General features: G+C 73.4%; 18 protein-coding genes and 1 tRNA gene. 8 read left to right on the top strand and 11 right to left on the bottom strand.

Going from position 1 to position 21,875, the window contains the following annotated elements; all coding sequences use genetic code 11:
• Nucleotides 1-53: 53 nt before the first annotated feature.
• The gene (locus LZ495_RS22240) at nucleotides 54-608 is read right to left on the bottom strand and encodes a TetR/AcrR family transcriptional regulator (RefSeq protein ID WP_235054548.1); all 555 of its coding nucleotides are present in this window, start codon (nucleotides 606-608) and stop codon (nucleotides 54-56) included.
• A 210-nt stretch (nucleotides 609-818) separates the two neighbouring features.
• Between LZ495_RS22240 and LZ495_RS22235 the strand changes: the two genes are divergently transcribed.
• Entirely contained in the window at nucleotides 819-1,655 is an 837-nt protein-coding gene (locus LZ495_RS22235; RefSeq protein WP_235054546.1) for a hypothetical protein, read from the top strand.
• 96 nt (nucleotides 1,656-1,751) lie between these two features.
• Here LZ495_RS22235 and LZ495_RS22230 read toward each other — a convergent pair whose 3' ends face one another.
• The gene (locus LZ495_RS22230) at nucleotides 1,752-2,354 is read right to left on the bottom strand and encodes a hypothetical protein (protein ID WP_235054648.1); all 603 of its coding nucleotides are present in this window, start codon (nucleotides 2,352-2,354) and stop codon (nucleotides 1,752-1,754) included.
• A 227-nt stretch (nucleotides 2,355-2,581) separates the two neighbouring features.
• Here LZ495_RS22230 and hisN point away from each other — a divergent pair, with 227 nt between their 5' ends.
• Together hisN and LZ495_RS22220 are read left to right on the top strand one after the other, a co-directional pair.
• Entirely contained in the window at nucleotides 2,582-3,370 is a 789-nt protein-coding gene (gene hisN, locus LZ495_RS22225; RefSeq protein ID WP_235054544.1) for a histidinol-phosphatase, read from the top strand.
• A 238-nt stretch (nucleotides 3,371-3,608) separates the two neighbouring features.
• On the top strand, nucleotides 3,609-4,025 hold the full coding sequence (locus LZ495_RS22220) for a CBS domain-containing protein (RefSeq protein WP_235054542.1): 417 nt from the start codon (nucleotides 3,609-3,611) through the stop codon (nucleotides 4,023-4,025).
• Nucleotides 4,026-4,151: 126 nt separating this feature from the next.
• Here LZ495_RS22220 and LZ495_RS22215 read toward each other — a convergent pair whose 3' ends face one another.
• A complete protein-coding gene (locus tag LZ495_RS22215) occupies nucleotides 4,152-5,618 on the bottom strand; it encodes a catalase (RefSeq protein ID WP_235054541.1) in 1,467 nt (488 codons plus the stop codon).
• 139 nt (nucleotides 5,619-5,757) lie between these two features.
• On the opposite strand from LZ495_RS22215, the gene LZ495_RS22210 reads away from it, so the two are divergent.
• Entirely contained in the window at nucleotides 5,758-6,174 is a 417-nt protein-coding gene (locus LZ495_RS22210; RefSeq protein WP_235054540.1) for a Fur family transcriptional regulator, read from the top strand.
• Between the two features lie 22 nt (nucleotides 6,175-6,196).
• Here the strand turns inward: LZ495_RS22210 and LZ495_RS22205 are convergent, their stop codons facing one another.
• Nucleotides 6,197-7,471 carry a hypothetical protein gene (locus LZ495_RS22205; RefSeq protein WP_235054539.1) on the bottom strand — a complete coding sequence of 425 codons (1,275 nt, stop codon included), beginning with the start codon at nucleotides 7,469-7,471 and terminating at the stop codon, nucleotides 6,197-6,199.
• A 429-nt stretch (nucleotides 7,472-7,900) separates the two neighbouring features.
• Between LZ495_RS22205 and LZ495_RS22200 the strand changes: the two genes are divergently transcribed.
• The 3 genes from LZ495_RS22200 to LZ495_RS22190 all read left to right on the top strand — a co-directional run bounded on the left by LZ495_RS22200 (nucleotide 7,901) and on the right by LZ495_RS22190 (nucleotide 10,891).
• Entirely contained in the window at nucleotides 7,901-8,725 is an 825-nt protein-coding gene (locus tag LZ495_RS22200; RefSeq protein WP_372498622.1) for an ABC transporter ATP-binding protein, read from the top strand.
• A 74-nt stretch (nucleotides 8,726-8,799) separates the two neighbouring features.
• A complete protein-coding gene (locus LZ495_RS22195; RefSeq protein ID WP_235054642.1) occupies nucleotides 8,800-9,639 on the top strand; it encodes an ABC transporter permease in 840 nt (279 codons plus the stop codon).
• A 100-nt stretch (nucleotides 9,640-9,739) separates the two neighbouring features.
• On the top strand, nucleotides 9,740-10,891 hold the full coding sequence (locus LZ495_RS22190; protein ID WP_235054538.1) for an ABC transporter substrate-binding protein: 1,152 nt from the start codon (nucleotides 9,740-9,742) through the stop codon (nucleotides 10,889-10,891).
• A 92-nt stretch (nucleotides 10,892-10,983) separates the two neighbouring features.
• Here the strand turns inward: LZ495_RS22190 and LZ495_RS22185 are convergent, their stop codons facing one another.
• The 7 genes from LZ495_RS22185 to LZ495_RS22155 all read right to left on the bottom strand — a co-directional run bounded on the left by LZ495_RS22185 (nucleotide 10,984) and on the right by LZ495_RS22155 (nucleotide 21,130).
• A complete protein-coding gene (locus tag LZ495_RS22185; protein ID WP_235054537.1) occupies nucleotides 10,984-12,351 on the bottom strand; it encodes a DUF6777 domain-containing protein in 1,368 nt (455 codons plus the stop codon).
• Between the two features lie 544 nt (nucleotides 12,352-12,895).
• Nucleotides 12,896-14,992 (bottom strand): SEL1-like repeat protein, encoded by a 2,097-nt coding sequence (locus tag LZ495_RS22180; protein WP_235054536.1) that lies wholly within the window; start codon nucleotides 14,990-14,992, stop codon nucleotides 12,896-12,898.
• A gap of 120 nt (nucleotides 14,993-15,112) precedes the next feature.
• Nucleotides 15,113-15,189: transfer RNA gene (locus LZ495_RS22175), tRNA-Met, on the bottom strand.
• Nucleotides 15,190-15,294: 105 nt separating this feature from the next.
• The gene (locus LZ495_RS22170) at nucleotides 15,295-16,389 is read right to left on the bottom strand and encodes a Gfo/Idh/MocA family protein (RefSeq protein WP_235054535.1); all 1,095 of its coding nucleotides are present in this window, start codon (nucleotides 16,387-16,389) and stop codon (nucleotides 15,295-15,297) included.
• A 109-nt stretch (nucleotides 16,390-16,498) separates the two neighbouring features.
• A complete protein-coding gene (locus LZ495_RS44960; protein WP_235054533.1) occupies nucleotides 16,499-17,788 on the bottom strand; it encodes a cytochrome P450 in 1,290 nt (429 codons plus the stop codon).
• 106 nt (nucleotides 17,789-17,894) lie between these two features.
• Nucleotides 17,895-19,628, bottom strand: coding sequence for an N-acyl-D-amino-acid deacylase family protein (locus LZ495_RS22160; RefSeq protein WP_235054531.1), 1,734 nt, complete (start codon nucleotides 19,626-19,628; stop codon nucleotides 17,895-17,897).
• Complete coding sequence (locus tag LZ495_RS22155) at nucleotides 19,625-21,130, bottom strand: aldehyde dehydrogenase family protein (protein WP_235054530.1); 1,506 nt, start codon at nucleotides 21,128-21,130, stop codon at nucleotides 19,625-19,627. Before LZ495_RS22155 ends, LZ495_RS22160 begins: the two co-directional genes overlap by 4 nt.
• 327 nt (nucleotides 21,131-21,457) lie before the next feature.
• Between LZ495_RS22155 and LZ495_RS22150 the strand changes: the two genes are divergently transcribed.
• A complete protein-coding gene (locus LZ495_RS22150) occupies nucleotides 21,458-21,742 on the top strand; it encodes a hypothetical protein (protein WP_235054528.1) in 285 nt (94 codons plus the stop codon).
• Nucleotides 21,743-21,875 lie beyond the last annotated feature (133 nt).

Raw genomic sequence — 21,875 nt, 5'->3', positions numbered from 1 at the left:
GAGGGCGGAGGTTCGGGCGGTGCGGCAGTGCGGGGCCGGTACGGGGCGGATGGTCAGGCGGCGGGCGCGAGCAGCCGTCTGACCATGAGCGCGATGTGGTCGGCGGTCACCTCGACCGCCTCGGTGGGGACCACCAGGTGCGAGACGGTGAGCCGGACGGCCAACTCGGCCACCCACGCCACCTCGTCGGAGTCCAGATGCGGCCAGCGTTCGAGGATCACCGCCGCGGCGGCGTCCCGGAACAGCACGAGCAGCCCGGCGGACCGCGTGGTCAGGGTCGGCAGCAGCCCGGCCGCCTCGTCGGTCAGCGCGGCCTTGACCAGCAGGTTCTGCCGGGCCTCGGTCAGCGCCCATACGGTCGAGGCCCGTACGCAGTCCCCGGCGTCCCCGGGCGAGTTCCGGCACGCCTCGGCCGTCCCGGCCAGGAACCGGTCGGCCTCACGCCGGGTCAGCGCCTCGGCAAGCGCTTCCTTGCTGCCGAATTCGTTGTAGAGCGTCTGCCGGGAAACCCCGGCGGCCGCGGCCACATCGGCCATGCGCGTAGTGGCCCACAGACCGGCCACCGCGGCATCCCGGGCAGCATCGAGCAGCGCTTCGCGTACGGACAACGGTGCACTCCCTCGGGCAGCCGGCCGACGTAGGAGGCTTTACACGAACAGCCCCCGTGTAAAAGCAGCATCACCCAGCACCCGCACACCGTCAAGAGCCCGCCCCGAAGCACCCCACCCCACCAAAACCGTTGGACGCCAAGCCCATTGGCCGCCACAGTGGCGCAGCGATCCCGTACACGGGGCCACGATCCGAGGGAGCACCAGGTCTTGACGCAGTCGACTCCGCACGACGCCGAGCGCAGCGCATTCACGCGCGCGGCCCTGGCCCGCCTGGTCATGAGCAGCGCGAGCCACGGCCTCGCGGAGGCGGCCACGGCCCTCGCGGTGACGCGCTTCGACGACCAGACCGGGCCGGGCGGACGGGCGAGCGAGGCTGCGTCCGTGCTGGAGGCCGCCGGACAGCTGCTCGCACGTGCGGTGATCTTCGAGCACGAGCGCGGTAGTTCATGGGAGGACATCGCGCGCTACCTCGGCACCGACCCGGCGAGCGCCCGGGAGCGCTTCACCCCCGCCATCGACAGTTGGCATCGCGCGTTCGAGGAGCCGTACCGGGCGGACGAAACCGGCCGCAAGCGCGTGCGCCGGCTGCCCTATGCGGCGTACCGCCCCGAGGCCGCGTGCCAGTGGCTCGACCTTTCGGTGCGCCTGCGCATGAGCCTGCTGGACGACCCGCACCCCGTCAGCGGAGCCCTGCGCCCGGGACCTTCGGACACCGCGCCGCCGGACTACGACCTCGGCTGCCGGGTGTTGCGGCGCAACCTCGGACGGTTCCTGCGCCTGCTCGCCGGCTACGCCGGCGGTAGCAGCGACGACGTGGACGAGACCGACTGGGAGGCCGCCGCCCACGTGTCGAGCTCTGCTGAGGATGAAGTCGGCACCTGGGACACCCACACAATCGAAAGCTCGCTCACGACACTTCGGGTCCGCGTCGCGAACGTGGGCCACGACGGCGAGCTGGTCGAGGTGATCGTCTCCGGGGCCGTCGACGCCGCGCTGCGCGTGCGGATCGACACGTTGGCCGAGGTGCTGGGCTCCGACGTGTAGGACGCCCCCGCCGCGCGTGCCATCCGCCCACCGGCGGGCGCGGCCGGTCACCTACGGCGCGAGCTCGCCGCAGGCCATTCCTCGCGGCGCCGCGGGTCAGTCCTCGGTGTCTCCAGCGTCCTCGGTCGTCTTTGGCGGGAGCGGGGGTGGGGCGGTGGGCTTGGGTGGGATGACCAAGGCCGGGGGTGCCGGGGGCGCAGGCGGGGCTGCGGGGAGGGCCAGGGGTTCGCGGCCGGCCGGGAGCGGTGTGGGTGCCGGGGCGGCGGGGAGCGCGGGCGTGTGGGGGCCGGCGAGCTCGGCGAGGGCTGGGGTGTCGGCGGTGGCGGGGGGCGGAGCCCCGAGGCGCTTGCGGAGGCGGTGGCGGCGGCGGCCGAGGGTGCGGGTCTGGACGGAGTTCGCCTCGCGTATGCGGTCGGGCAGCAGGAAGTAGGCGTCCAACACCGCCAGCGCCTGCGGGCGTTCGCCGTTCTCCTCGAGCATGTCCGCGGCCCGCTCGTAGGTCCACGGCGTGTCCATGCCGGCGCTCACGCCGTGCATGAGCGTGGCCAGCTCGCGCAGCTCGTCGCGGCCGAAGCGGGCCGCGAGCGGTGTGCCTTCCAGGGTCCAGCCGTCCAGGCTCCGCCGCGGTGCGAGCACCGCGGGTCCCGGGACCGCCTGCTTGTCGCGCGCCTTGCCGCGCCCGACGCCGAACAGTGCCATTTCGGCCCCCGCAACCCCTCCACCTGCCGGTGGTCGTGTCCGTCCGAACGGACCGCCGGCAGCGCGGGATGCCTCCCGCGGCGCGCCGGCGCCGCCCCTGTGCACGACGAAGCGTACGAGGCGCCCCGGAGCGCGCGAAAGGGAATCATGAACGCCGGGCCCGCGACCCCGTCGCGCCGCCGATCCCGCGTGGCACCGCGACCCCCGGAACGACTAGTGTTCGCGCCATGCCCGGCTACGACGACGACCTGCGCCTCGCCCACGTCCTCGCGGACGCCGCCGACGCGACCACCCTCGACCGGTTCAAGGCGCTCGACCTGAAGATCGAGACGAAGCCGGACATGACGCCCGTGAGCGATGCCGACAAGGCCGCCGAGGAGCTCATCCGGGGCCAGCTGGGCCGCGCCCGGCCGCGCGACGCGGTGCTGGGCGAGGAGTACGGCCCCACCGGGCACGGGCCGCGCCGCTGGGTCATCGACCCGATCGACGGCACCAAGAACTTCGTGCGCGGCGTGCCGGTCTGGGCCACCCTGATCGCCCTCATGGACGGCGACGAGGTCGTCGTCGGCCTGGTCTCCGCGCCCGCGCTGGGCCGCCGCTGGTGGGCCTCGAAGGGCGCCGGCGCGTTCACCGGCCGCAGCCTGTCGCAGGCGTCCCGGCTGCACGTCTCGAAGGTCGCGCGCATCGAGGACGCCTCGTTCGCCTACTCCAGCCTGGGCGGCTGGGAGGACCGCGGCGCGCTCGACGGCATGCTGGACCTGACGCGCGCGGTGTGGCGCAGCCGGGCGTACGGCGACTTCTGGTCGTACATGCTGGTCGCCGAGGGCGCGGTGGACATCTGCGCGGAGCCCGAGGTCAACCTGTGGGACCTGGCCGCGCTTTCGGTGATCGTGACCGAGGCGGGCGGGCAGTTCACCTCGCTGGACGGCGTGCCGAGCGCCGCCGAGGGCCACGCCGCCGCGTCCAACGGGCTGCTGCACGAAGACCTGCTCGGGTACCTCAACCAGCGCTTCTGATCCGGCGCGGGCCCGCCGCGCGCCGCCGACCGGTCGGTTTCCGCGACCGGTCGGCCCGGCCGCGCTCGCACTTCCTCCGGAAAGCAAGAAATTCTCGGTAAATCCCGACAAAGCTTTCGTTTGCCGCGAGGGCCGTGTGACTATGAGCATGGGACCGCTTGTGCACTTGTGAATTGCTTCTCAAGTGCCGCCGCGGCCCCGCGACTACCGGCCCGACCCCCATCGGAGGTGGTGCGTCATGCTCGTCCGCGACGGCATGAGCACGGTCGTCCTGACCATCGGCCCGACCCACACACTGCGCGCCGCTGCCCGGCTCATGGCCGCCCGGCAGATCGGTGCCGCCGTCGTCATCGATCCCGATACCAGCGGGATCGGCATCCTCACCGAGCGGGACATCCTGCTCTCGCTCGGTGCCGACCAAGACCCGGACCAGGAGATCGCCGGGGACCATCTGACCGCGAACGTCGTGTTCGCCACTCCGCACTGGAGCCTCGCCGACGCAGCCGTCGCGATGAACCGCGGGAACTTCCGGCACCTCGTGGTGCTGGACCGCGGGGACGTCGCGGGCATCATCTCGGTGCGCGACATCGTGCGCTGCACGCTGCAGGAACAGGCCCGCCTGGCCAGGGAGTCGGCGGCCGAACTGGTGGGATGACCAAGGTGCCCGGCCGGGCCGCGCAGGGCGGCTCGGCCGGGCACCGGGTGGTACGTCCGGCCGGGCGCGCCCCCGCACCCGACCGGACGGTTCTGGCGAGCCGGCCCCCAGGGGCCGGGCACCGGATCAGCCGTTGCGCAGAGCCTTGACCGCGGCCTCCAGGCGGGCGCCGTAATCCGCGTCCGCGGCCCGGAAGTTGCCCAGCGCGCGCTCGACGATGTCGTCGCGCGTCACCTGCGCGAGACCGCCCGCGAGGCCCGCCACCAGGCGCTCCTTCTCGTCCTCGGACATGAGCCGGTAGAGGTTGCCGGCCTGCACGAAGTCGTTGTCCTCGGCGTGCACGGCCGCGGCGTGCGTCCCGGTCGGGCCGGACACCTCGGTCGGGGCCCAGAGCGGCTCGCCGGTCTCGTACGGGCCGCCGAAGCTGTTCGGCTCGTAGTTCTTCGCGCGGCCGCCGGCGTTCGACGCCATGGCGCCGTCGCGGCCGTGGTTGCTGGCCGTGGTGGCGTGCGGGGCGTTGACCGCGAGCTGCGTGTGGTTCACACCCAGGCGGTAGCGGTGTGCGTCGGCGTACGCGAAGAGCCGGCCCTGGAGCATCTTGTCGGGCGAAGGACCGATGCCCGGCACGAAGTTCGCGGGGCTGAAGGCCGACTGCTCGACCTCGGCGAAGACGTTCTCCGGGTTGCGGTCCAGCGTGAGCCGGCCGACCTCGATCAGCGGGTAGTCCTCGTGCGGCCACACCTTGGTGAGGTCGAACGGGTTGAAGCGGTACTGCGCCGCCTCGGCCACCGGCATGACCTGCACCTTGAGCGTCCAGGACGGGAAGCGCCCGGCGTCGATCGCCTCGCGCAGGTCGCGCTGGTGCGAGTCGGGGTCGACGCCCGCGATGGCGGCGGCCTCGTCGGCGCTCAGGTTGCGGATGCCCTGGTCGGTCTTGAAGTGGTACTTCACCCAGAACGCCTCGCCCTGGGCGTTGACCCACTGGTAGGTGTGCGAGGAGAAGCCGTCCATGTGCCGGTACGAGGCCGGGATGCCGCGGTCCCCGAAGAGCCACGTCACCTGGTGGGTGACCTCGGGCGACAGGGACCAGAAGTCCCAGACGTTGTCGGCTTCCTGGATGCCGGTGTACGGGTCGCGCTTCTGGGTGTGGATGAAGTCCGGGAACTTGCTCGGGTCCTTGATGAAGAACACCGGGGTGTTGTTGCCGACCAGGTCGTAGTTGCCCTGCTCGGTGTAGAACTTCAGCGCGAAGCCGCGCGGGTCGCGCACCGCGTCCGCCGCGCCCAGGTTGCCGGCCACCGTCGAGAAGCGCGCGAACACCTCGGTGCGGCGCCCGGGTTCGGCCAGGAAGTGGGCCTTGGTGTAGCGGCTCACGTCGGCGGTCACCTCGAAGGAGCCGTACGCGCCGGACCCGCGGGCATGCACCACGCGCTCCGGGATGCGCTCCCGGTTGAACCGCGCGAGCTTCTCGAACAGGTACTGGTCCTGGATGAGCAGCGGCCCGCCCGGGCCTGCCGTGGCGCTGTTCTGGTTGTCGGCGACCGGGGCGCCCGACTCGGTGGTGAGGACGGCGCGCGAGGTGGTGTCGGACATGGTTCGTTCTCCCCTTCGGACCCCGGGACATCGGCCGTCCCGGCCTGCGAACGATCACCAACCTAGGTCCGAACTTAGAACTTGTCTAGTTCTGAATTTGGACTAGGTCTAAATCTGGGTGAGGTGTAGTCTCAACGGCATGAGCGACCTCCTGGAACGGCTCCGCGACCGCGGCTGGCGGCTCACCGCGCAGCGCCGCGTCGTCGCCGAGGTCCTGAACGGCGAGCACGTGCACCTGACCGCGGACGAAGTGCACGCCCGCGCGGGCCGCCTGCTGCCCGAGATCAGCCGGGCCACCGTCTACAACACGCTCGGCGAGCTCGTGGCCCTCGGCGAGGTCATCGAGGTCACCACCGACGGCCGCGCCAAGCGCTACGACCCCAACGCCCGCAAGGCGCACCACCACCTGGTGTGCACCCGCTGCCTCACCATCCGGGACGTCCCGGCCGGGGCAGGCGACGGCACCCTGCCGGAGGACGACCGCTTCGGCTTCGCGATCTCCGGGGTCGAGATCACCTACCGCGGCCTCTGCCCGGACTGCCAGTCCGGCGCCTGAACCCGGCGCCGCGGCCTGCGCGTCAGCGCGTGCCGTACCGCCCGTCGCCCTGCGCAGGCAGCCAGGCGCGGGTGAGGAGTACGGCGCCGGCGCGGGCGGCGCGGCGCTGGGCCTGGTGCTCGGCGTCGAAGCGCTCGTGCAGTTCGGCCAGGTCTTCCTCGCCGCCGCACTCCCCCAGGCCGATCAGCAGTCCGGGCACCAGTCCTGCCGAGGGCGGCAGTTCGAGGAGTGAGCGGTACGCGCCCGCCGGGTCCGTGCCGCCCGCGACCAGGCGGCGGCGGGCCGCCGCGCGGACGTTCGGCGAGCGGTCGGCGAGTGCGCCGGCCAGCGGGAAGGGGTCGCTGCAGGGCGGCAGCGCCTCCACCGCGCGCTCCCGGACCATCGGGTCGGCGACCTTGAGCAGGGCCAGCGCCGTGCGGTCGCGATGCCGCCCGCGGGCCCGGCGAAGCAATTCGTGCCCGGCCGCGGCCCGGCACGAGTGGTCCGGGTCCTTCAGGGCGATCCGCAGCAGCGCCTTCTCGTCGGCGATGCCCAGGCCGCGTGCGAGTTCGTGGCCGAAGCGGCGGAGCTGCGGGGTGCGCGAAGCGGCCAGGTCGCGGGCGTGCCCGTGGCGCCGGGTGGGCAGGTGCTCGGCGCGGTACGCGTCGCGGTAGACGTCGAGGATGCCCTCGGCGCGGGCCCGGCCGCGGCGCAGGTCCAGCATCGGCACCACCACGGCCGCCTCGTCCGGGTCCAGCCGCCACATCAGCGCGACGCGGGCCCGGTGCCGGACCTGGCCGGCCCAGTCGTCGGTGCGCAGCGCCAGCATCGCGGCGGGGACCGGCCCGGGCATCGAGGCCAGCCGGACCACGGCCTCTTCGCGCAGGCCGCCGTTCTCGTCCAGGGACAGCAGGGCCGCGACCGCGGGGTGGGCTCCGGAGGTGCGGAGCAGCGCGCGGCGCTCCTTGAGGGTGCCGAGCGTGCCGACGGCGTCCGCGGGGCGGGCCAGGGCATCCAGCTCGACGAGCAGCGCGGCGGGCAGCGCGGCCAGCACGTCGGCGGCCGCGTCGCGGGCGGCGTCCGGCCCGGGCACGGCCTCGCGCAGCAGGCCCAGCAGGGGTGCCGCCTCGTCGCGCGGGAATCCGGTGGCGGCCAGCGCGTCGATCACCGAGCGGACCTGCTCGGGGTCGGGGCCCAGCGGCCCGGAGGCAGCCGCGGAGGCCACCGGGCCCGGCTGCACCGCCGCCTGCGCCTGCGTACCGCGCGCGCCGCGCGCCGCACCCGTGCCGCGTCCGGCTCCCCGTCCGAATCCCCGCATCTCGATCCCTCCCCTGCCCCGACGTGTCCCCGCAGCCGATGCCGTACGGCCTGCCTCGACGGTACTGCCCCGTCCGCCGCGCCCGCCCCGGCCTTCCGGCCCCGGGCACCTCGACGTGCAGACCGAAACTCCCGGTCCGGCCCCAGCGTGCCGCACCGCGGCACGAACCGCGTACTCGCCCCGGACCGGCGTCCCACCACCGTGCGTTTGTCGACTAAACGCCGATCACCCTTGCCTCACCTGACGACCCGTCATATCGTCTCGCCGTCCGGGGGAACCCTGATCTCTTTGGCATTGCAAAAACCGACCACGCGACGACCGCCCAGCGCCGGCGCGGCCGTTCGGGAATGGATGCACGTGACCGAATCGCCAGCGGAAGCGGAATCATCCGTTCCGGACACCGACCCCCCTGCCCCGCCAGGCAGTTCGGTGCTCCCTGCGCCCGCCGCACCGGACGCCGCGCATGCCGCGTCCGGCATCAAGATCCATGCGGTCGACGTGGAGCGCCACTTCGGGCGCGGCGCCAAGCGCGTCGACGCCCTCGGGCCGCTGGACCTGGACATTCGCACCGGCGAGTTCTGCTGCATCGTCGGCCCGTCCGGCTGCGGCAAGTCCACCTTCCTGCGCATCGTCGCGGGGCTGGTCAAGCCGACCGCGGGACGCGTCGAGATCGCCGCGCGGTCCGCGCACCCGGCCGCGATGGTCTTCCAGGACTACGGCATCAGCCCCTGGAAATCGGTGCTGGCCAACGTGCGGTTCGGCCTCGACATCCAGGGCGTCCCGCGCAAGGAGGCCGACGCCCGGGCCCGCGACTGGCTCAAGCGCCTCAAGCTCGCCGACTTCGCGGACGCCTACCCGGCCGCGCTGTCCGGCGGCATGCGGCAGCGCGTCTCGATCGCCCGCGCGCTCGCCGTCGAGCCGGAGATCCTGCTCATGGACGAGCCGTTCGCGGCCCTCGACGCGCAACTGCGCACGATCCTGCAGGACGAGCTCCTGGAGATCTGCCAGGCGGACCGCCGGACCGTGCTCTTCGTGACGCACAGCCTGGAAGAGGCCCTGCTGCTCGGCGACCGCGTGCTGGTCATGTCGTCCCGGCCGGGCCGGGTGATCGCCGAGCGCGTGCCGCCGTTCCCGCGCCCGCGTACCGGCGCGGTCCGCACGTCCCCCGAATTCGCGGAGATGCAGGGCGAGTTGTGGGCCCTGCTGCGCGGCGAGGTCGAGACCGCCGCCGAGAGCGCCGGAGCGCAGAAGTGAGCGATCAGGTGACCACCCCGAAGACGGCCGAAAACGGCGCCGCCCCCGCCGCCGAGGGAGCGCCGCCCGCCGAGATGCTGCTGGTCCGCCGCCCCGGGTCGGCCGAGCTCGACCCGGGCAAGGCCCGCGCCCGCCGCCGCACGCTGGAGATCGTGCTCGGCATCGCGGTGCCGCTCGTGCTGATCCTGTGGTGGCAGCTCGCCGTCCAGCAGAAGTGGATCGACGCGCGCATCTACCCCGCGCCGCAGACGATCCTCGAGGACGGCTGGCAGCGCCTGGTGGACGGCAAGCTGTGGCCGGACATCTGGGCGACCCTCAAGCGCGTCGTCCCCGGCTTCCTGCTCGGCTCCCTCGCCGGGTACGTGGTCGGCCTGCTCACCGGCTCGATGCCGCTGGTGCGCGCCGCCCTCGAACCGATGCTGGACGCGCTGTACGTGGTGCCCAAGCTGGCCCTGCTGCCGATCTTCCTGCTGATCTTCGGGCTCGGCGAGACCCCGCAGATCGTGCTGGTCGCGGTGACGGTCTTCTTCCTGATCTGGATCCAGACCATGGCCGCGGTGCTCGCCGTCCCCGAGGGGTACCGCGAGGCGGCGACCGTGTTCGGCGCCAACCGGTGGCAGATGTACCGGCACATCCTCATCCCGGCCTCGCTGCCGCCGGTCGTGGTCGGCCTGCGGCTGGCGTCCGGCATGGCGGTGCTGGTCATCGTGGCGTCCGAGGGCCTGGCCTCGCCGAACAACGACGGCCTGGGCTACCTGATCTTCAACGCCAAGAACATCTTCGACAACCGGGCGATGTACGTCGGCATCATCGTGGTCGCCATCGTCGGTGTGCTGTTCTCCGAACTCGTCCGCTACATCGGCCGCCTGCTGACCCCGTGGGCCCCGGACCGCCGCGGACCCGGCGGCGCCTGACCGGCCCCGCCCCCCCGGACGCGCCCTCCCACCCCGGCTCGGCGCCGTCCTGCCCCGGCACGCCCTTGCACGTCCGCTCCCGTCCCCCGGAGGAACCCTCATGGCACGTCGCCGCCGCGCCGGCATGGCGTCCGTCCTGCTCGCCTGCACCGCCCTGCTCGCCACCTCGTGCGTGTCGTCCGACGACAACGCCGAAGGCGCCAAGTCGGCCCCCTCGCAGACCACTCCGGTCCAGGCGGTGGCGGGCTGCGAGAAGGGCTGGACCGACCCGTCCGACCTCTCCCCCACCCGCGCCCCGGCGCGCTGCGCGCCGAACACCCCGGCCGCGAAGCCGCTGGCCGCGAAGACCAAGATCGTGGTGACCGCGGGCACGCTGTCCGCGGAGTACCTCGGCCCGCTGCGGCTCGGCATCGCCAAGGGCGAGTTCGCCAAGGAGAACCTGGACGTCGAGCTCAAGCAGATGCCGTCCACGGACGCCATCACGCTGCTCGCCAAGGGCGAGATCGACGCGCTCTACTCGGCCCCCGAGGCGGGCATGGTCAACGCCGCCAAGCAGGGCTTCAACGTGAAGTGGGTGTTCGGCAACTACTCGTCCGACCCCAAGTCCAAGACCGGCGTGTGGGCGAAGGTCAAGGAAGGCCAGACCGCCGAGCAGGTCGACCTCAAGGGCGCCCGGTTCGCCTCGCTGGTCGGCAAGACCTCGATCATCATGTACCCGATCGAGCGGGTCCTCTCGAAGCACAACGCCAAGGTGACGGACGTCGACTTCAAGCAGCTCGACGCGCAGGGCGTCGCGCAGGCGCTGGAGAACGGCGGCGTCGAGGCGGCCTGGCTGCTGGACCCGGTGTGGAAGCAGTTCGAGAACAAGCCCGGGTACGTGTTCCTCGGCGGCCAGCCGGCCGGCGAGCCGATCGGCGGCATGCTGTACGGCCCGAACCTGCTGGAGAAGAACCGCGAGGTGGGCACCGCCTTCGCCCGCGCGCTGATCCGCACGGTCAACACGTACTTCGCGGGCGACTACAAGGCCGACCCGGCCTTCACCCAGGAACTGGCCACGGTCCTCGGCAGCAAGGTCGAACTGCTCTCCGCGGTTCCGTCCCTGGTCACCGACTGGGAGATCCGCACCGGGACGACCGACAAGGCCCAGAAGATGTTCATCGAGGGCAAGGTCGTCGAGGCCCCGGCCTTGACCGAGGACAAGCTGGTCGACCGCTCCTTCTACTCGGAAGCAGTAGGCCACACCGGCAAATAGCCGGATCCGACGAACACCGAGAGCCGCCGGGGCATGTGCCCCGGCGGCTCTCGCCGTCACGCGCGAAGGTCCTCGTGACGGCCGCTGTGCGGCTACTTGGTGAAGTTCACCGGGGTGGACTTCGCTCCGCGGGTCTGCGGCAGAGATCCGGTCGTCTCGGAGACCACGCGGCCGCCGACCTTGACGGTGAGCTGGTAGGTCGCCGGCGGCTTGTCGGGGCAGGCCGCGTAGTTCACCACGAAGGCGCTGTAGGCACCGCTCGGTGATCCGCCCTGCGGCCAGAAGACGTTCTCGGCGTGCGTCGCCGGTGCGGCGCCGCAGCCGGGGATCTCGTCGCGGTCGAGCCTGCCGCCGCTGCTGGACGTCCTGTTCCGGAAGTAGATCTCCTGGCCGGACGGGTCCACGACGTGCAGGTCCATGTCGGAGTCGCCGGTGAACAGCAACGTGACCTGGATGTCGCCGGTGCCGAGCTGGATCGTCGGCGGAACCGTCAGCTGATCCGGCGGAGGCACGCTCTGCGTGGTGGCGGACGTGCTCGGCGCGGGCGGCTGCGTCGTGGGCGCGGTCGGGGTCACGGTCAGCGTCGTGGTCGGCGTCGCGGTCGGCGTCGCGGCCCGCGGGGGCGGCGGCGGCACGGTCTGCCCCGGTGTGACCGTGACGGTCTCGGTCCGGGTCTCGCTGGTGCCGGTCGGTGTCGGCGTGCCGGGCCGGTATCCCGGCGGCTGCGGGTACGTCGTCCCGGTGTAGATGTTGACCAGGGTGAACTGGTTGATCACGGTCACCGACTGGCTGACCACGACCACCGTGGTCGGCGAGAAGCCGGGCCACTGCGTGCCCTTGTAGGTCACCTTGCCCGCGGCGGGCTTGGGCGGGCTGAGCGGGTTGCCGCACGCGCAGCGCGCGCGGGGCACGCCGTAGGTGTCGACCAGCACGGCCGAGCCGGTCTGCAGGATCGTCTGCCGCGAGGTGAACGTGCTGTTCGAAAAGCCGTTGTTGGTCACCCGCGTGTCGGCCCGGAGGAGGACCGGCGTCAACTGGGCGAGGTACTCCGGGATCTGTGCGGTGGTCACCGAGTTTCCGCCGCTCCACCGCAGCGAGGTGTCGACGTTGACGGCATCCACCCACGCCGCGGCCTTGGGCGGGTTCTCCCCCAAGTACCTGGTCATCTGCGCCGGGTCGCACTGGGTGTTGTCCTGCGTACCGCCGTACAGCCCCACCGTGCCGCCGTTCGCGACGCGCAGGGGGGCGGCTGCGCCGGCCTCCGTGGGGATGGGCGCGGGTGGGAACGTCGGCGGTGCGGCGGAAATCGTCGGCACCGGCGACGCGACACTCGCGGTGAACGGGTCGGGCCCGGTGGAGGCCGCGTTCTCCAGCAGCACCTCGCCGGCCGCCTGCTCCTTCTTGCCCCCGCCGCCGCCTCCGCTGACGATCAGCGCGACGACGACCGCGAGCGCGACCACGCCGGCGATGACGGGGAGGACGATTCCCGCGCGGCGCCACCAGGGCCGGGGCGGTCCACCGCCCGGCGGCGGGCCCGAGGACGGGCCGGGCGGCGGTCCGGGAGGCGGACCTGCCGGGGGTCCGCCAGGAGGCGGGACGTACCCCCCGCCGGGCGGCCCCGCGGGAGGCTCTTGCGGCGGCGGGTATCCGGGCGGGAACGGACCACGCGTCGAGGACATGCCGGTTCCTTTCAGCCACCGGGCCACCGGCCGGTCCCCGACGCGGGTGCCGTTCACGGTGCCAAGGTCGTGCGGGCGCAGAGCCCGCCCGGCTCAGTCTCCGCACCCCCGCGAGCCGCCTCAACAGGAAGAACGGCCGCCCCGCGGCACCGCCGCGCCGCGTCGGGCATCCTGCCGCGCGGCCGTCTGCCCTGGTCAGCCCCCCGTCGCGGGCCGGACCGACGGGCAGGCGGGCGGCGTTCGGGACTCCTGCGGTTCACTCGTTCGTCGTATCACCATATGGACGCCACACGGTGTCGCGGCGCGGTCCGGATCCGGATCCGACTCAGGACGCCAGTTCGGCGCGGAGGGCCTGCGAAAGGCGGCGGGCGCGTTCGGCGAGGTGGGGCGGGCCGTGGGCGATGACCGTGGTGCACCAATGCTCGGCGGTTGCGGCGTCGCCGGCTTTCAGGGCCAGGACGACAAGACGCATGGCGGCGCGGCCGTGGCCTTGTTCGGCGGCCCGGCGGAGCCAGGGCTCGGCGCACTTGGGGTCGCCGCGGCGGAGGTGGATCAGGGCGAGGTTCCAGGCGCCGGCGACGCTGCCGGTGTCGGCGGCCGCGCGGAAGCGCCGTGCGGCGGAGCCTTCCGCACCGCGGCGGGCCAGCAGGATGCCGCAGCGGAGCATGGCGGGGACGTGGCCGGCGTCCGCGGCGGTGCCGTACCAGTCCTCGGCACCCTCGTCGTCGCCGAGCGCGGCGAGCAGGCCCGCGAGGCGGACGGCCGCCACGGTGCGCCCGGCCCCGGCGGCGACCCGGTAGGCGCGGACCGCCTCGCGGGCATCGCCGCGGCGTTCCAGGATCAGCGCGAACTGCAGTGCGGCGTCCGCGTGTCCGTCCTCCGCGGCACGCGACCAACAGCGCTCGGCGGCGGCCTGGCTGTCCGCGTCGGGCCGCCGCGCGTAGAGAATGCCGAGGTTGTAGGCGCCGTCGATGCTGCCCGCTTCGCTCGCGCGGGCGAACCACACCTCGGCCTCGTCCTCGTCGTCACGCGACAGAAGCAGCCCGGCCAGCGCGTTGGCGGCCTCGGCGTGCCCGGCGTACGCGGCCATCCGGTACCAGCGCTCGGCCGCGCCGTCGTCGTCGCGCGCGGAGTGCAGCAGGCCCAGGTTGAACGCGCCGTTGGACTCGCCGGTGGCGGCGGCCCGTTCGTACCAGTGCGCGGCCTCCGGGTCGCGGCCCTCGGCGGCCAGCAACGCACCGAGCGCGTTGGCCGCGGTGCCGTCGCCGGCCTCGGCGGCGCGGCGCCACCAGTGCGCGGCGCCGTCCTTGTCGCCTTCGTCCTGGAGCAGGAATCCGAGTGCGCGGGCGGCGCCCGGGTCGCCCTCCTCCGCGGCGAGCCGGAACCAGCTCTCCGCCTCGCCGGTGTCGCCGGCCCGGTGCAGCAGGCGCGCAAGGCGGACCGCAGCACGGATATGGCCGCACGAAGCCGCCCGCAAGTACCAGGCGGACGCCGCGCGTTCGTCGCCGCGCTCGTGCCCGAGGCGGCCGAGCCGGTACGCCGCCTCCGGATGCCCGGCCTCGGCAGCGCGCCGGTACCAGCGCTCGCAGCCCTCGTTGCCCTGCTGCTCGTGGAACTCGCCCAGCACCAGGGCGGCGCGCACATGCCCGGCCTCGGCGGCATTGCGCAGCCAGTACAGGGCCTGGACGAGGTCTTCGTTCTCGTGCTCGCCGCCGGGACGGCTGCGCGAGACGTACTCCTCGGCCTCCGCGCAGTCGAGCAGCAGCGCCCCGAGCGAGAACGCGGCGATGCGGCTGCCCGCCTCGGCGGCCCGGAACCACCAGCGGCGGGCCTCGTCGATGCGGTCCTGGCGGTGCATGAGCACGCCGAGGTTGGTGGCCGCGCCCCGGTGCCCGGCCTCCGCGGCCCGGCGCAGCCAGGTCTCGGCCTCGTCGTCCTCGCCGCGGCGCAGCAGCATCAGGCCCAGGCGGCTGGCGGCGGTCGCGTCGCGGCCCGCGCGGTCCCGGTAGCGGCGTTCCAGCTCGGCCAGTTCGCGGCGGTCGAGCGCCTCGCCGGAGCCGGCCGCGGCACCCGCGAGGTCCGGGTCGCCGCCCTCGGCCCTGCGGCGCGGGCGGAACGGCACCAACACCGCGTAGTCGTCCGGGCGTTTGGCGCGCGGCGGGGCGAACGGCTCGGCCCGGCCGCGGTCCAGGACCACGGTGTCGGGCCCGCCGGACGCCGGCCACGAACCGCTGGAGGTGTCGTAGGTGCCCGAGTCCGCATGCGCATCGGAGTATCCGGAATACGCGTCGCCCGCGGCGTAGTCGGCACGACCGGAGCGGTCGGCGCGCCCGGCCGGGTCCGGTTCCTCCGGTGCGCGGGCAGGGTCCGACGGCGGTTGCGCAGGCGCGCTCCGCTCACCTCGTCCCCGCCGTACCCCCATGAGTCCATGGTCGCATCATCGGACCCACCCGTCAGGGTCGATTTCTCGATAGAAAGATGACAATGCGGTGTCGGCAACGACGAAGGCCCGGTCACCAGTTGGTGACCGGACCTTCATACGTGGTAGCGGGGACAGGATTTGAACCTGCGACCTCTGGGTTATGAGCCCAGCGAGCTACCGAGCTGCTCCACCCCGCGTCGGTAGGTAGAACACTACGGCAGTCGGGCCGGAAGGCCAAATCGGTTTTGCAGCGCGTCCCGCACCGGGCCCGCGAGCCGTCTCCCGGCCCGCCTGCCGCGGGGTCAGACCTGCTCGACGGGCGCCCACACCGACTCGGCGGCGGACTTGCGGACCGCGTCCATCACGGCCTGGTTCGCGACCCCGTCGGCGAACGTGGCGAACGGCGGGTCGGCCGGGACCTCGCGGCCGAGGATGCGGTCCCGGAACACCCCGGCGAGCTTCGCGTACGGGGCCCGGTCGATGCCCATGCAGTGCAGCAGGTCGTACGCGGTGTGCAGCAGGTCGCCGGGCGGCGGCTCGGGCGCCGGGTTCGCCAGGTCGTCGGGCACCGGGATCTTGCGGTCGCCCTCGGCGTCGCCGACCCACACGTCGTCGAACTCCAGCCACGCGGTGCCGTGCGTGCCGGCCACCCGGGTCACCATCTGCGGCGGGCCGTAGATGCCGCCGGAGCTCTGCAGGACGCCCTCGACGCCGGTGACGGTGCGGAAGCGGATGTTGAAGGTGTCCTCGGCGGTCTGGCCGGGGCGGTCGGACACGACCGGCAGGCCGGCGCTGACGCCTTCGAACTCGCCCAGGGTGTAGCGGATCTGGTCGATCCAGTGGGTGGCCAGCGCGCCCAGCCAGCCGCCGCCGTCCTCGGCGCGGCCCCACCAGTCGGGGATGCCCGCGTCCGGACCGGCGAGCACCGGGATGTGCAGCAGCCAGGTGGCCAGCTTGGGGGTGCCGACCGCGCCCGCGGCTATCTGCCGGGCCAGCAGCGCCTGGCCGGTGCCCCAGCGGAACTCGGTGCCCAGCATGTGCACCACGCCGGCCTTCTCGGCGGCCTCGTGCATGCGCCGCGCCTCGGCGAGGTCCGCCGCGAACGGCTTCTCGCACACCACGTGCTTCCCGGCCTCGACCGACTCGACGACGATGTCGGCGTGCGTGTGCGGCGGGGTGACGACGCTCACCGCGTGCACGCCGTCCAGCGCGAGCGCCTCGGTGAGCGAGGTGCAGGCGTGCGGGACGCCGAAGCGCTCGGCGCGCGCCGCGGTCTTGGCCGGATCGCGCCCGACGAGCGCGCGTACCTCGAATCCGGCGTCCCGGAACGCGGGCAGGTGGGTGAGGCACCCGAACCCGGTCCCGACGATCACCACACCGAGCTTGTCGTCCGTCATCGTGCGGCCCCGATCCCTTGGGAGACAGCATGGCTTGCGCCGCACCGGCCGGGCTCGGCCGGTGCGGCGGCACGCTAACGCGTCGGAGCGGAGATCGACAGAGCGTCGGTCAGAGCGTGTCGAACACCACGGGCAGGTGCACCGCGGTGCGCAGCCCGAGGCCGGTCACCCCGTCGGTCGGGACGTCCGGATCGAGCCGCAGCCCGGGCAGCCGGACCAGCAGCTGCTCCAGCGCCACCCGCATCTCCATCCGGGCCGCATGGATGCCCAGGCACACGTGCGGGCCGACGCCGAAGCCGAGGTGCGGCTGCGGAGTGCGGAAGATGTCGAAGTCGTCGGGGCGGTCCCAGCGCGCCGGGTCGTGGTTGGCCGCCCCGATCGGGGTGTTGAGGTGCTGCCCGGCCCGGACCGGGCAGCCCTCGACGACCGTGTCGCGCACCGCGGTGCGGCCCGCCGACAGCAGCGGCACCTCCCAGCGCAGCCCCTCCTCGATGGCCTGCGGGATCAGCCCCGGGTCGGCGCGTACCGCGGCGAGTTGCTCAGGGTGGCTGAGCAGGCCGTACAGGACCGTGGTGATGGCCCGGTACGTCGTCTGCGCGCCGGCCGGGACCAGCAGCCGCAGGAACGAGATGATCTCCTCGTCGGTCAGGTGCCGGTCGCTGGCGCCGTCCCAGTCGGCGTCGTCGAGCCGGGCCCGCACGAGCACGCCGATGAGGTCGTCGGACGGGTCCTTGCGGCGCGCCTCGATCAACTGCTGCACCATCGCGCCGAGATCGCGCGAGGCGGCCAAACGTTCCTCCTGCGACACCGCGACGTTCGTGAGCAGCGCGGTGTGCGTGTAGAACGCGGGCAGGTCGTCGACCGGCAGCCCGGCGGCCACCGCGATGACGTGGATCGGGTAGTGGAACGCGAAGTCCGCGCCCAGGTCGGCCCGGCCCGCGGCGGCGAAGCGGTCGATGTAGGAGTCGACGATGCCGCGGACGAACTCGCGCTCCCAGCGGTCCATTTCGCGGCGCGTGAAAGCGGGCGAGATGAGCGACCGGAAGCGCCGGTGCTCGGGCGGGTCCATCTCCAGGATGGTCCGGCCGATCACCTCGCCGAGCGAGATGTGGTACCAGCTCGACGAGAAGGTCGCCGCGTCGCGCAGCACCGCGTCCACGCCCTTGTACGTGTAGACCGCGGCCTGCTCGTCCTCGGCGGCGATGATGCGGTCCGCGCCGGGCATGCCGAACTTCGCCGACACGGAGCCCTGGTGGACCGGGCATTCGGCGCGCAGTTCGGCCAGCCGCGGATAGGGGTCCTTCATGATGCCGACCCCGTTGAGCGCGTCCTTCGCGGCGAACGCGTCGAACGCCGGGGCCGCGCCGTCGGTGCTCTGGGGGCTGTGCGACTGGCTCACGTACGTACCTCTTCCTGGTCCGCTGCGCTCCATACCCACACGAATCCGTGCCTTGCCGTGCCGTGCTGCGGGTCGCGGACGGCCATGCCCCCGTGGCCGTCCGCGCTCACACTCCGTGCCGCAGCACCCGTCCCGGCGCCCGCCCTTCGGCGTCCACCGGCTTGTCCACCTGCGCTCCGTCGCGCCGGATCGGCACACCGCCGACCAGCACGTGCCGCATCCCGGTCGGCGCGTCGGCGGTCAGCCGGTCCGCGCCCGCCGGGAAGTCCGCGACGCGGCGCACCGGCCCGGGGCCGACCGCGTCCGGTTCGAAGACCGCCAGGTCGGCGGCCGCGCCGACCCGCACGTAGCCGCGGTCGACCAGGCCGAACAGGTCGGCCGGTTCGCCGGTCAGCTTGCGGACCGCCCCTTCCAGGGTCAGCACGGCGCGCTCGCGCACCCAGCCGCCCAGCAGGTCGGTCGGCGCCACCGCATCGCAGATCTGGTCCGGATGCGCGCCTGCGTCGGACAGGCCGAGCACCGCCCCGTCCAGCCGCAGCAGTTCGGCGACCTCGGCTTCGTCGTCGTTGGCCAGGACCACGGTGAACCGGGTCGCGAGACCGTCCGCGAGGGCGATGTCGAGGGCGGTGTCGAGCGGCGCCGCGCCGCGCTCCTCGGCCACCTCGGCGACGCTGCGGCCGACCAGGCCCTCGGCCGCCGACTCGGAGACGATCCAGCGGTCCCAGCGCGGCGCGAGCAGCCCCTCGGAGAGCTCCCCGGCCAGCCGTTCGCGCCACTCCTGGTCCCGGTAGGCGGCGGACCGCAGCAGCAGCGAACGGCCTTCGAGTTCGGCCAGGCTCGGGGCGCGCAGCGCGAACGGCGCCAAAAGCGTGGTCTGGGCGACCAGCGGGCGGCAGCTGACCTGCGGGTGCACGGCCGCCCCCGCGGCGGTCCCGGCCCGGTGCAGTGCGGCCCAGTCGCGGTGCCGGCCGTCCGCGAGCGCCAGCAGCGCGGTCCAGGTGAACGGCCGCCCGATCTCCGGCTGCAGCTCGTACAGCGCGGCGTGGTCGAACGCGCCGCCCGGCACGAAGGACGCCACGCCGCGCCCGGCGTCCCGGAGTTCGGCGAGCAGGCCCGCGGTCTCGTCGTACCCCGCGAAGCGCGACGGGCAGCGCCGCCCGGTCGGCGACGCGCTGGTCGCGAACCCGATCGCGCCGGCCGCGAGTGCGTCGCGGACCACCTGGCGCATCTCGACGATCTCGGTGACGGTCGCCTCGCGCTCGTAGGCGTCCTCGCCCATGATGTCGATCCGTACCGCCGAATGCCCCACGTACGCGGCCACGTTGATGCCGGGGCCGAGCCGCTCCACGGTGTCCAGGTACTCGCCGAAGGTGGCGAAGCCCCAGCCGATACCGGCTTCGAGCGTGTCGGTGCGCATGTCCTCCAGGTCGTGCAGCATCTGCACCATCAGCGCACGCCGCTCGGGGCGGCACGGGGCCAGCGAGAAGCCGCAGTTGCCCAGCACCGCGGTCGTGACGCCGTGGAAGCTCGAGGGCGTGCAGGCCGGATCCCAGAACACCTGGGCGTCGTAGTGCGTGTGCACGTCGATGAAGCCGGGGGCGACCACGCAGCCGCCCGCGTCCAGCACTTCGTCGCCGGGTGCGGCGATGACACCGTCGCCGATCTCGGCTATCCGGCCGCCCACCACGGCGACGTCCGCCCGGTACGGCTCCGCCCCGGTGCCGTCGACGACCAGGCCGCCCGCGATCACGGTCCGGCGGGTGCCGCCCGCGCCGGGCAGCGGCACCATCTCCATCTCCAGCGTCTCCTGCCGCAGGTCCGCGGCGTCGCCCCCGTTCATACGGACCCCACCGATATGTGCTTGACCTCCTGGAACGCCCGGATCCCCGCCACGCCCCGCTCCCTTCCCACGCCGCTGCTCCGATAGCCGCCCGCGGGCGTGAAGCTGGTCGCACAGCCGGTGTTCACCTGCACCGAGCCGGTACGCAGCCGCTCCGCGACGGCGATGCCCGCGAGGAGGTCGCCGGTGTAGACACCGCCGGACAGTCCGTACGGCGAATCGTTGGCGATGGCGACCGCCTCGTCCACATCCGCGTACCCCTGAACGGTCAGGACAGGCCCGAAAATCTCCTCGCGGGCCGCCGGATTCGCGTTGTCGTCGATGTCGAGCACGGTCGGCGCGAAGAACCAGCCGCGGTCCAGGCCCGCCGGAATGCCGCCGCCCGCGACCAGGCGCCCGCCCGCGGACTGCGCCGCGGCGACGATCCCGGCCACCCGGTCGCGCTGCGCCGCGCTGATCAACGGGCCCATCAGCACGCCCGGTTCGCGCGGGTCGCCGACCGCGACGCCCTTCGCGGCGGCGTGCAGCGCGTCCAGCACCTCGGCCTTGCGGTCGTGCGGGACCAGCATGCGGGTCTGTGCGGCGCAGGCCTGACCGGAATGGCTCGCGAACATCGCCACCGCGCCCGCGACGGCCTTGTCCGGGCCGTCGGCCAGCGCATCCGGCAGGTACAACCCGGCGCTCTTCCCGCCGAGTTCGAGGACGAGGTTCTTGACGGTGCCGGCCGCCTGCGCGGCGATGCTGCGGCCGACCCCGGTGGAGCCGGTGAAGCTGACCAGGTCCACGGCCGGGTGGGTGGACAGCAGCACGCCGCCCTCGGCACCGGCCTCGACCACGACGTTGAGCACCCCGGGCGGCAGCCCCGCGGCCGCCGCGGCCTCGCCCAGCACGAGGGCGGTCAGCGGGGTCAGCGGGCTGGGCCGGAGCACCACCGTGCAGCCCGCGGCAAGCGCCGGATAGACCTTGACGATGGTGGTGACCAACGGGAAGTTGTACGCCGTGATGGCCGCCACGACGCCGGTCGGCTCGTACCTGCGGATGCTGAGCCGCAGCCTGCCCGGGGCGTACGCGTGCTGCGCGAGCGGGAGTTCGTTGTGCTCCCACTCGGGCAGCGCGGCGGCCAGCGCCGGGAGTTCGCGGGCGTGGTCGAGGGCCAGGCCGACCTGCGCCGACTCGGCCAGGAAGCGCGGCGCACCCGCCTCGGCGATCAGGGTCCCGACAAGCCGGCCGCGCCGCTCCTCGAGGTACGCGGTCATGCGGCCGAGGGCGGCGAGGCGCTCCTCGCGGGCCATGCACGGCCAGGGCCCGGTGTCGAAGGCGGCCCGGGCGGCGAGCACGGCCCGCTCGATCTGCCCGGGGCCGGTGGTGCCGACCGTGGCGAGCAGGTCTCCGGTGGACGGATCGTGCACGTCGAGCCGCCCGCATCCGGCGGCGTCAGGGTCCAGGAACTCCCCGCCGACGTACGGGCGGCGGCTCCCGACGATCTCGTCCCGACCACTCATGCCGCGCCTTTCGACAGGACCTGCGGTTTCGATATCTCGAAATGAGTTTCGCCATGATGTTCGTCACATCGTCGGGGCGTGCCGAAAAGAAATCAAGGGCCAATGACATCGCCGGGCACCGGCGAGGGCTACTCGGCTAATCTCCGAATCGATATATGACCGCACGATTGGCCCCGTTTTGGCACGACTCGCCGCAGGGCCGGCGTCACCCTTCGCGGCACGGCGTGAAATCGACCTTCCGACTCGGGTACACCGCCTGGTTTTTGCCCCCGCGACATGCCGGAATGGCCGGTCACAGAGGGCCTCCGATGGGGTACGGTCTGCGTCGTGGTCATATCAGGAATGGACCATTCGAGCAGGCCGCGGCGGGTTCCGATCCCCGCGGTCGACGCCTTGCGCGGCGGCACCGGCGAACGACTCGAACGGCATCTCGCCCTCTTCGGGCATGCCCCGGCTCCGGCCGCGGTCCCCGAAGCGTCCGCGGTCGCCGCACGCGAGTCCGCCATGCTCATCCAGGACCTGACTCCGCGCCCCAGCCGGGCCGGCCACCGCCTGGCCCGCGCGGTGCTCACCGCACCGCTGCGCGGCCTGCGCCGCCGCGTGTCGCTCTAGGAACCGCGCCACCGCACCCCAGAGGCCCGCAGCACGTACGACGCCCGCGCCGACCGGAATCTTTCGGGACCGGTCGGCGCCGCGTTTCCCGGACCTGCAGGCGGCCGCGCCGGGGCCTCTGCAGAATGCACCC

This window comes from Yinghuangia soli, from assembly GCF_021502675.1.
GTDB classification, from domain to species: Bacteria; Actinomycetota; Actinomycetes; order Streptomycetales; family Streptomycetaceae; genus Yinghuangia; species Yinghuangia soli.
This window is presented reverse-complemented; position numbering and strand designations above follow the sequence as displayed.

Coding starts and splice junctions, on each gene's coding strand:
- LZ495_RS22195 (WP_235054642.1), top strand. CDS start 8,800: ATGCTGCTGGTCCGCCGCCCCGGGTCGGCCGAGCTCGACCCGGGCAAG.
- LZ495_RS22170 (WP_235054535.1), bottom strand. CDS start 16,389: ATGACGGACGACAAGCTCGGTGTGGTGATCGTCGGGACCGGGTTCGGG.
- LZ495_RS22205 (WP_235054539.1), bottom strand. CDS start 7,471: ATGCGGGGATTCGGACGGGGAGCCGGACGCGGCACGGGTGCGGCGCGC.
- LZ495_RS22160 (WP_235054531.1), bottom strand. CDS start 19,628: ATGAACGGGGGCGACGCCGCGGACCTGCGGCAGGAGACGCTGGAGATG.
- LZ495_RS22155 (WP_235054530.1), bottom strand. CDS start 21,130: ATGAGTGGTCGGGACGAGATCGTCGGGAGCCGCCGCCCGTACGTCGGC.
- LZ495_RS22210 (WP_235054540.1), top strand. CDS start 5,758: ATGAGCGACCTCCTGGAACGGCTCCGCGACCGCGGCTGGCGGCTCACC.
- LZ495_RS22215 (WP_235054541.1), bottom strand. CDS start 5,618: ATGTCCGACACCACCTCGCGCGCCGTCCTCACCACCGAGTCGGGCGCC.
- LZ495_RS22190 (WP_235054538.1), top strand. CDS start 9,740: ATGGCACGTCGCCGCCGCGCCGGCATGGCGTCCGTCCTGCTCGCCTGC.
- LZ495_RS22230 (WP_235054648.1), bottom strand. CDS start 2,354: ATGGCACTGTTCGGCGTCGGGCGCGGCAAGGCGCGCGACAAGCAGGCG.
- LZ495_RS22220 (WP_235054542.1), top strand. CDS start 3,609: ATGCTCGTCCGCGACGGCATGAGCACGGTCGTCCTGACCATCGGCCCG.
- hisN (WP_235054544.1), top strand. CDS start 2,582: ATGCCCGGCTACGACGACGACCTGCGCCTCGCCCACGTCCTCGCGGAC.
- LZ495_RS22180 (WP_235054536.1), bottom strand. CDS start 14,992: ATGGGGGTACGGCGGGGACGAGGTGAGCGGAGCGCGCCTGCGCAACCG.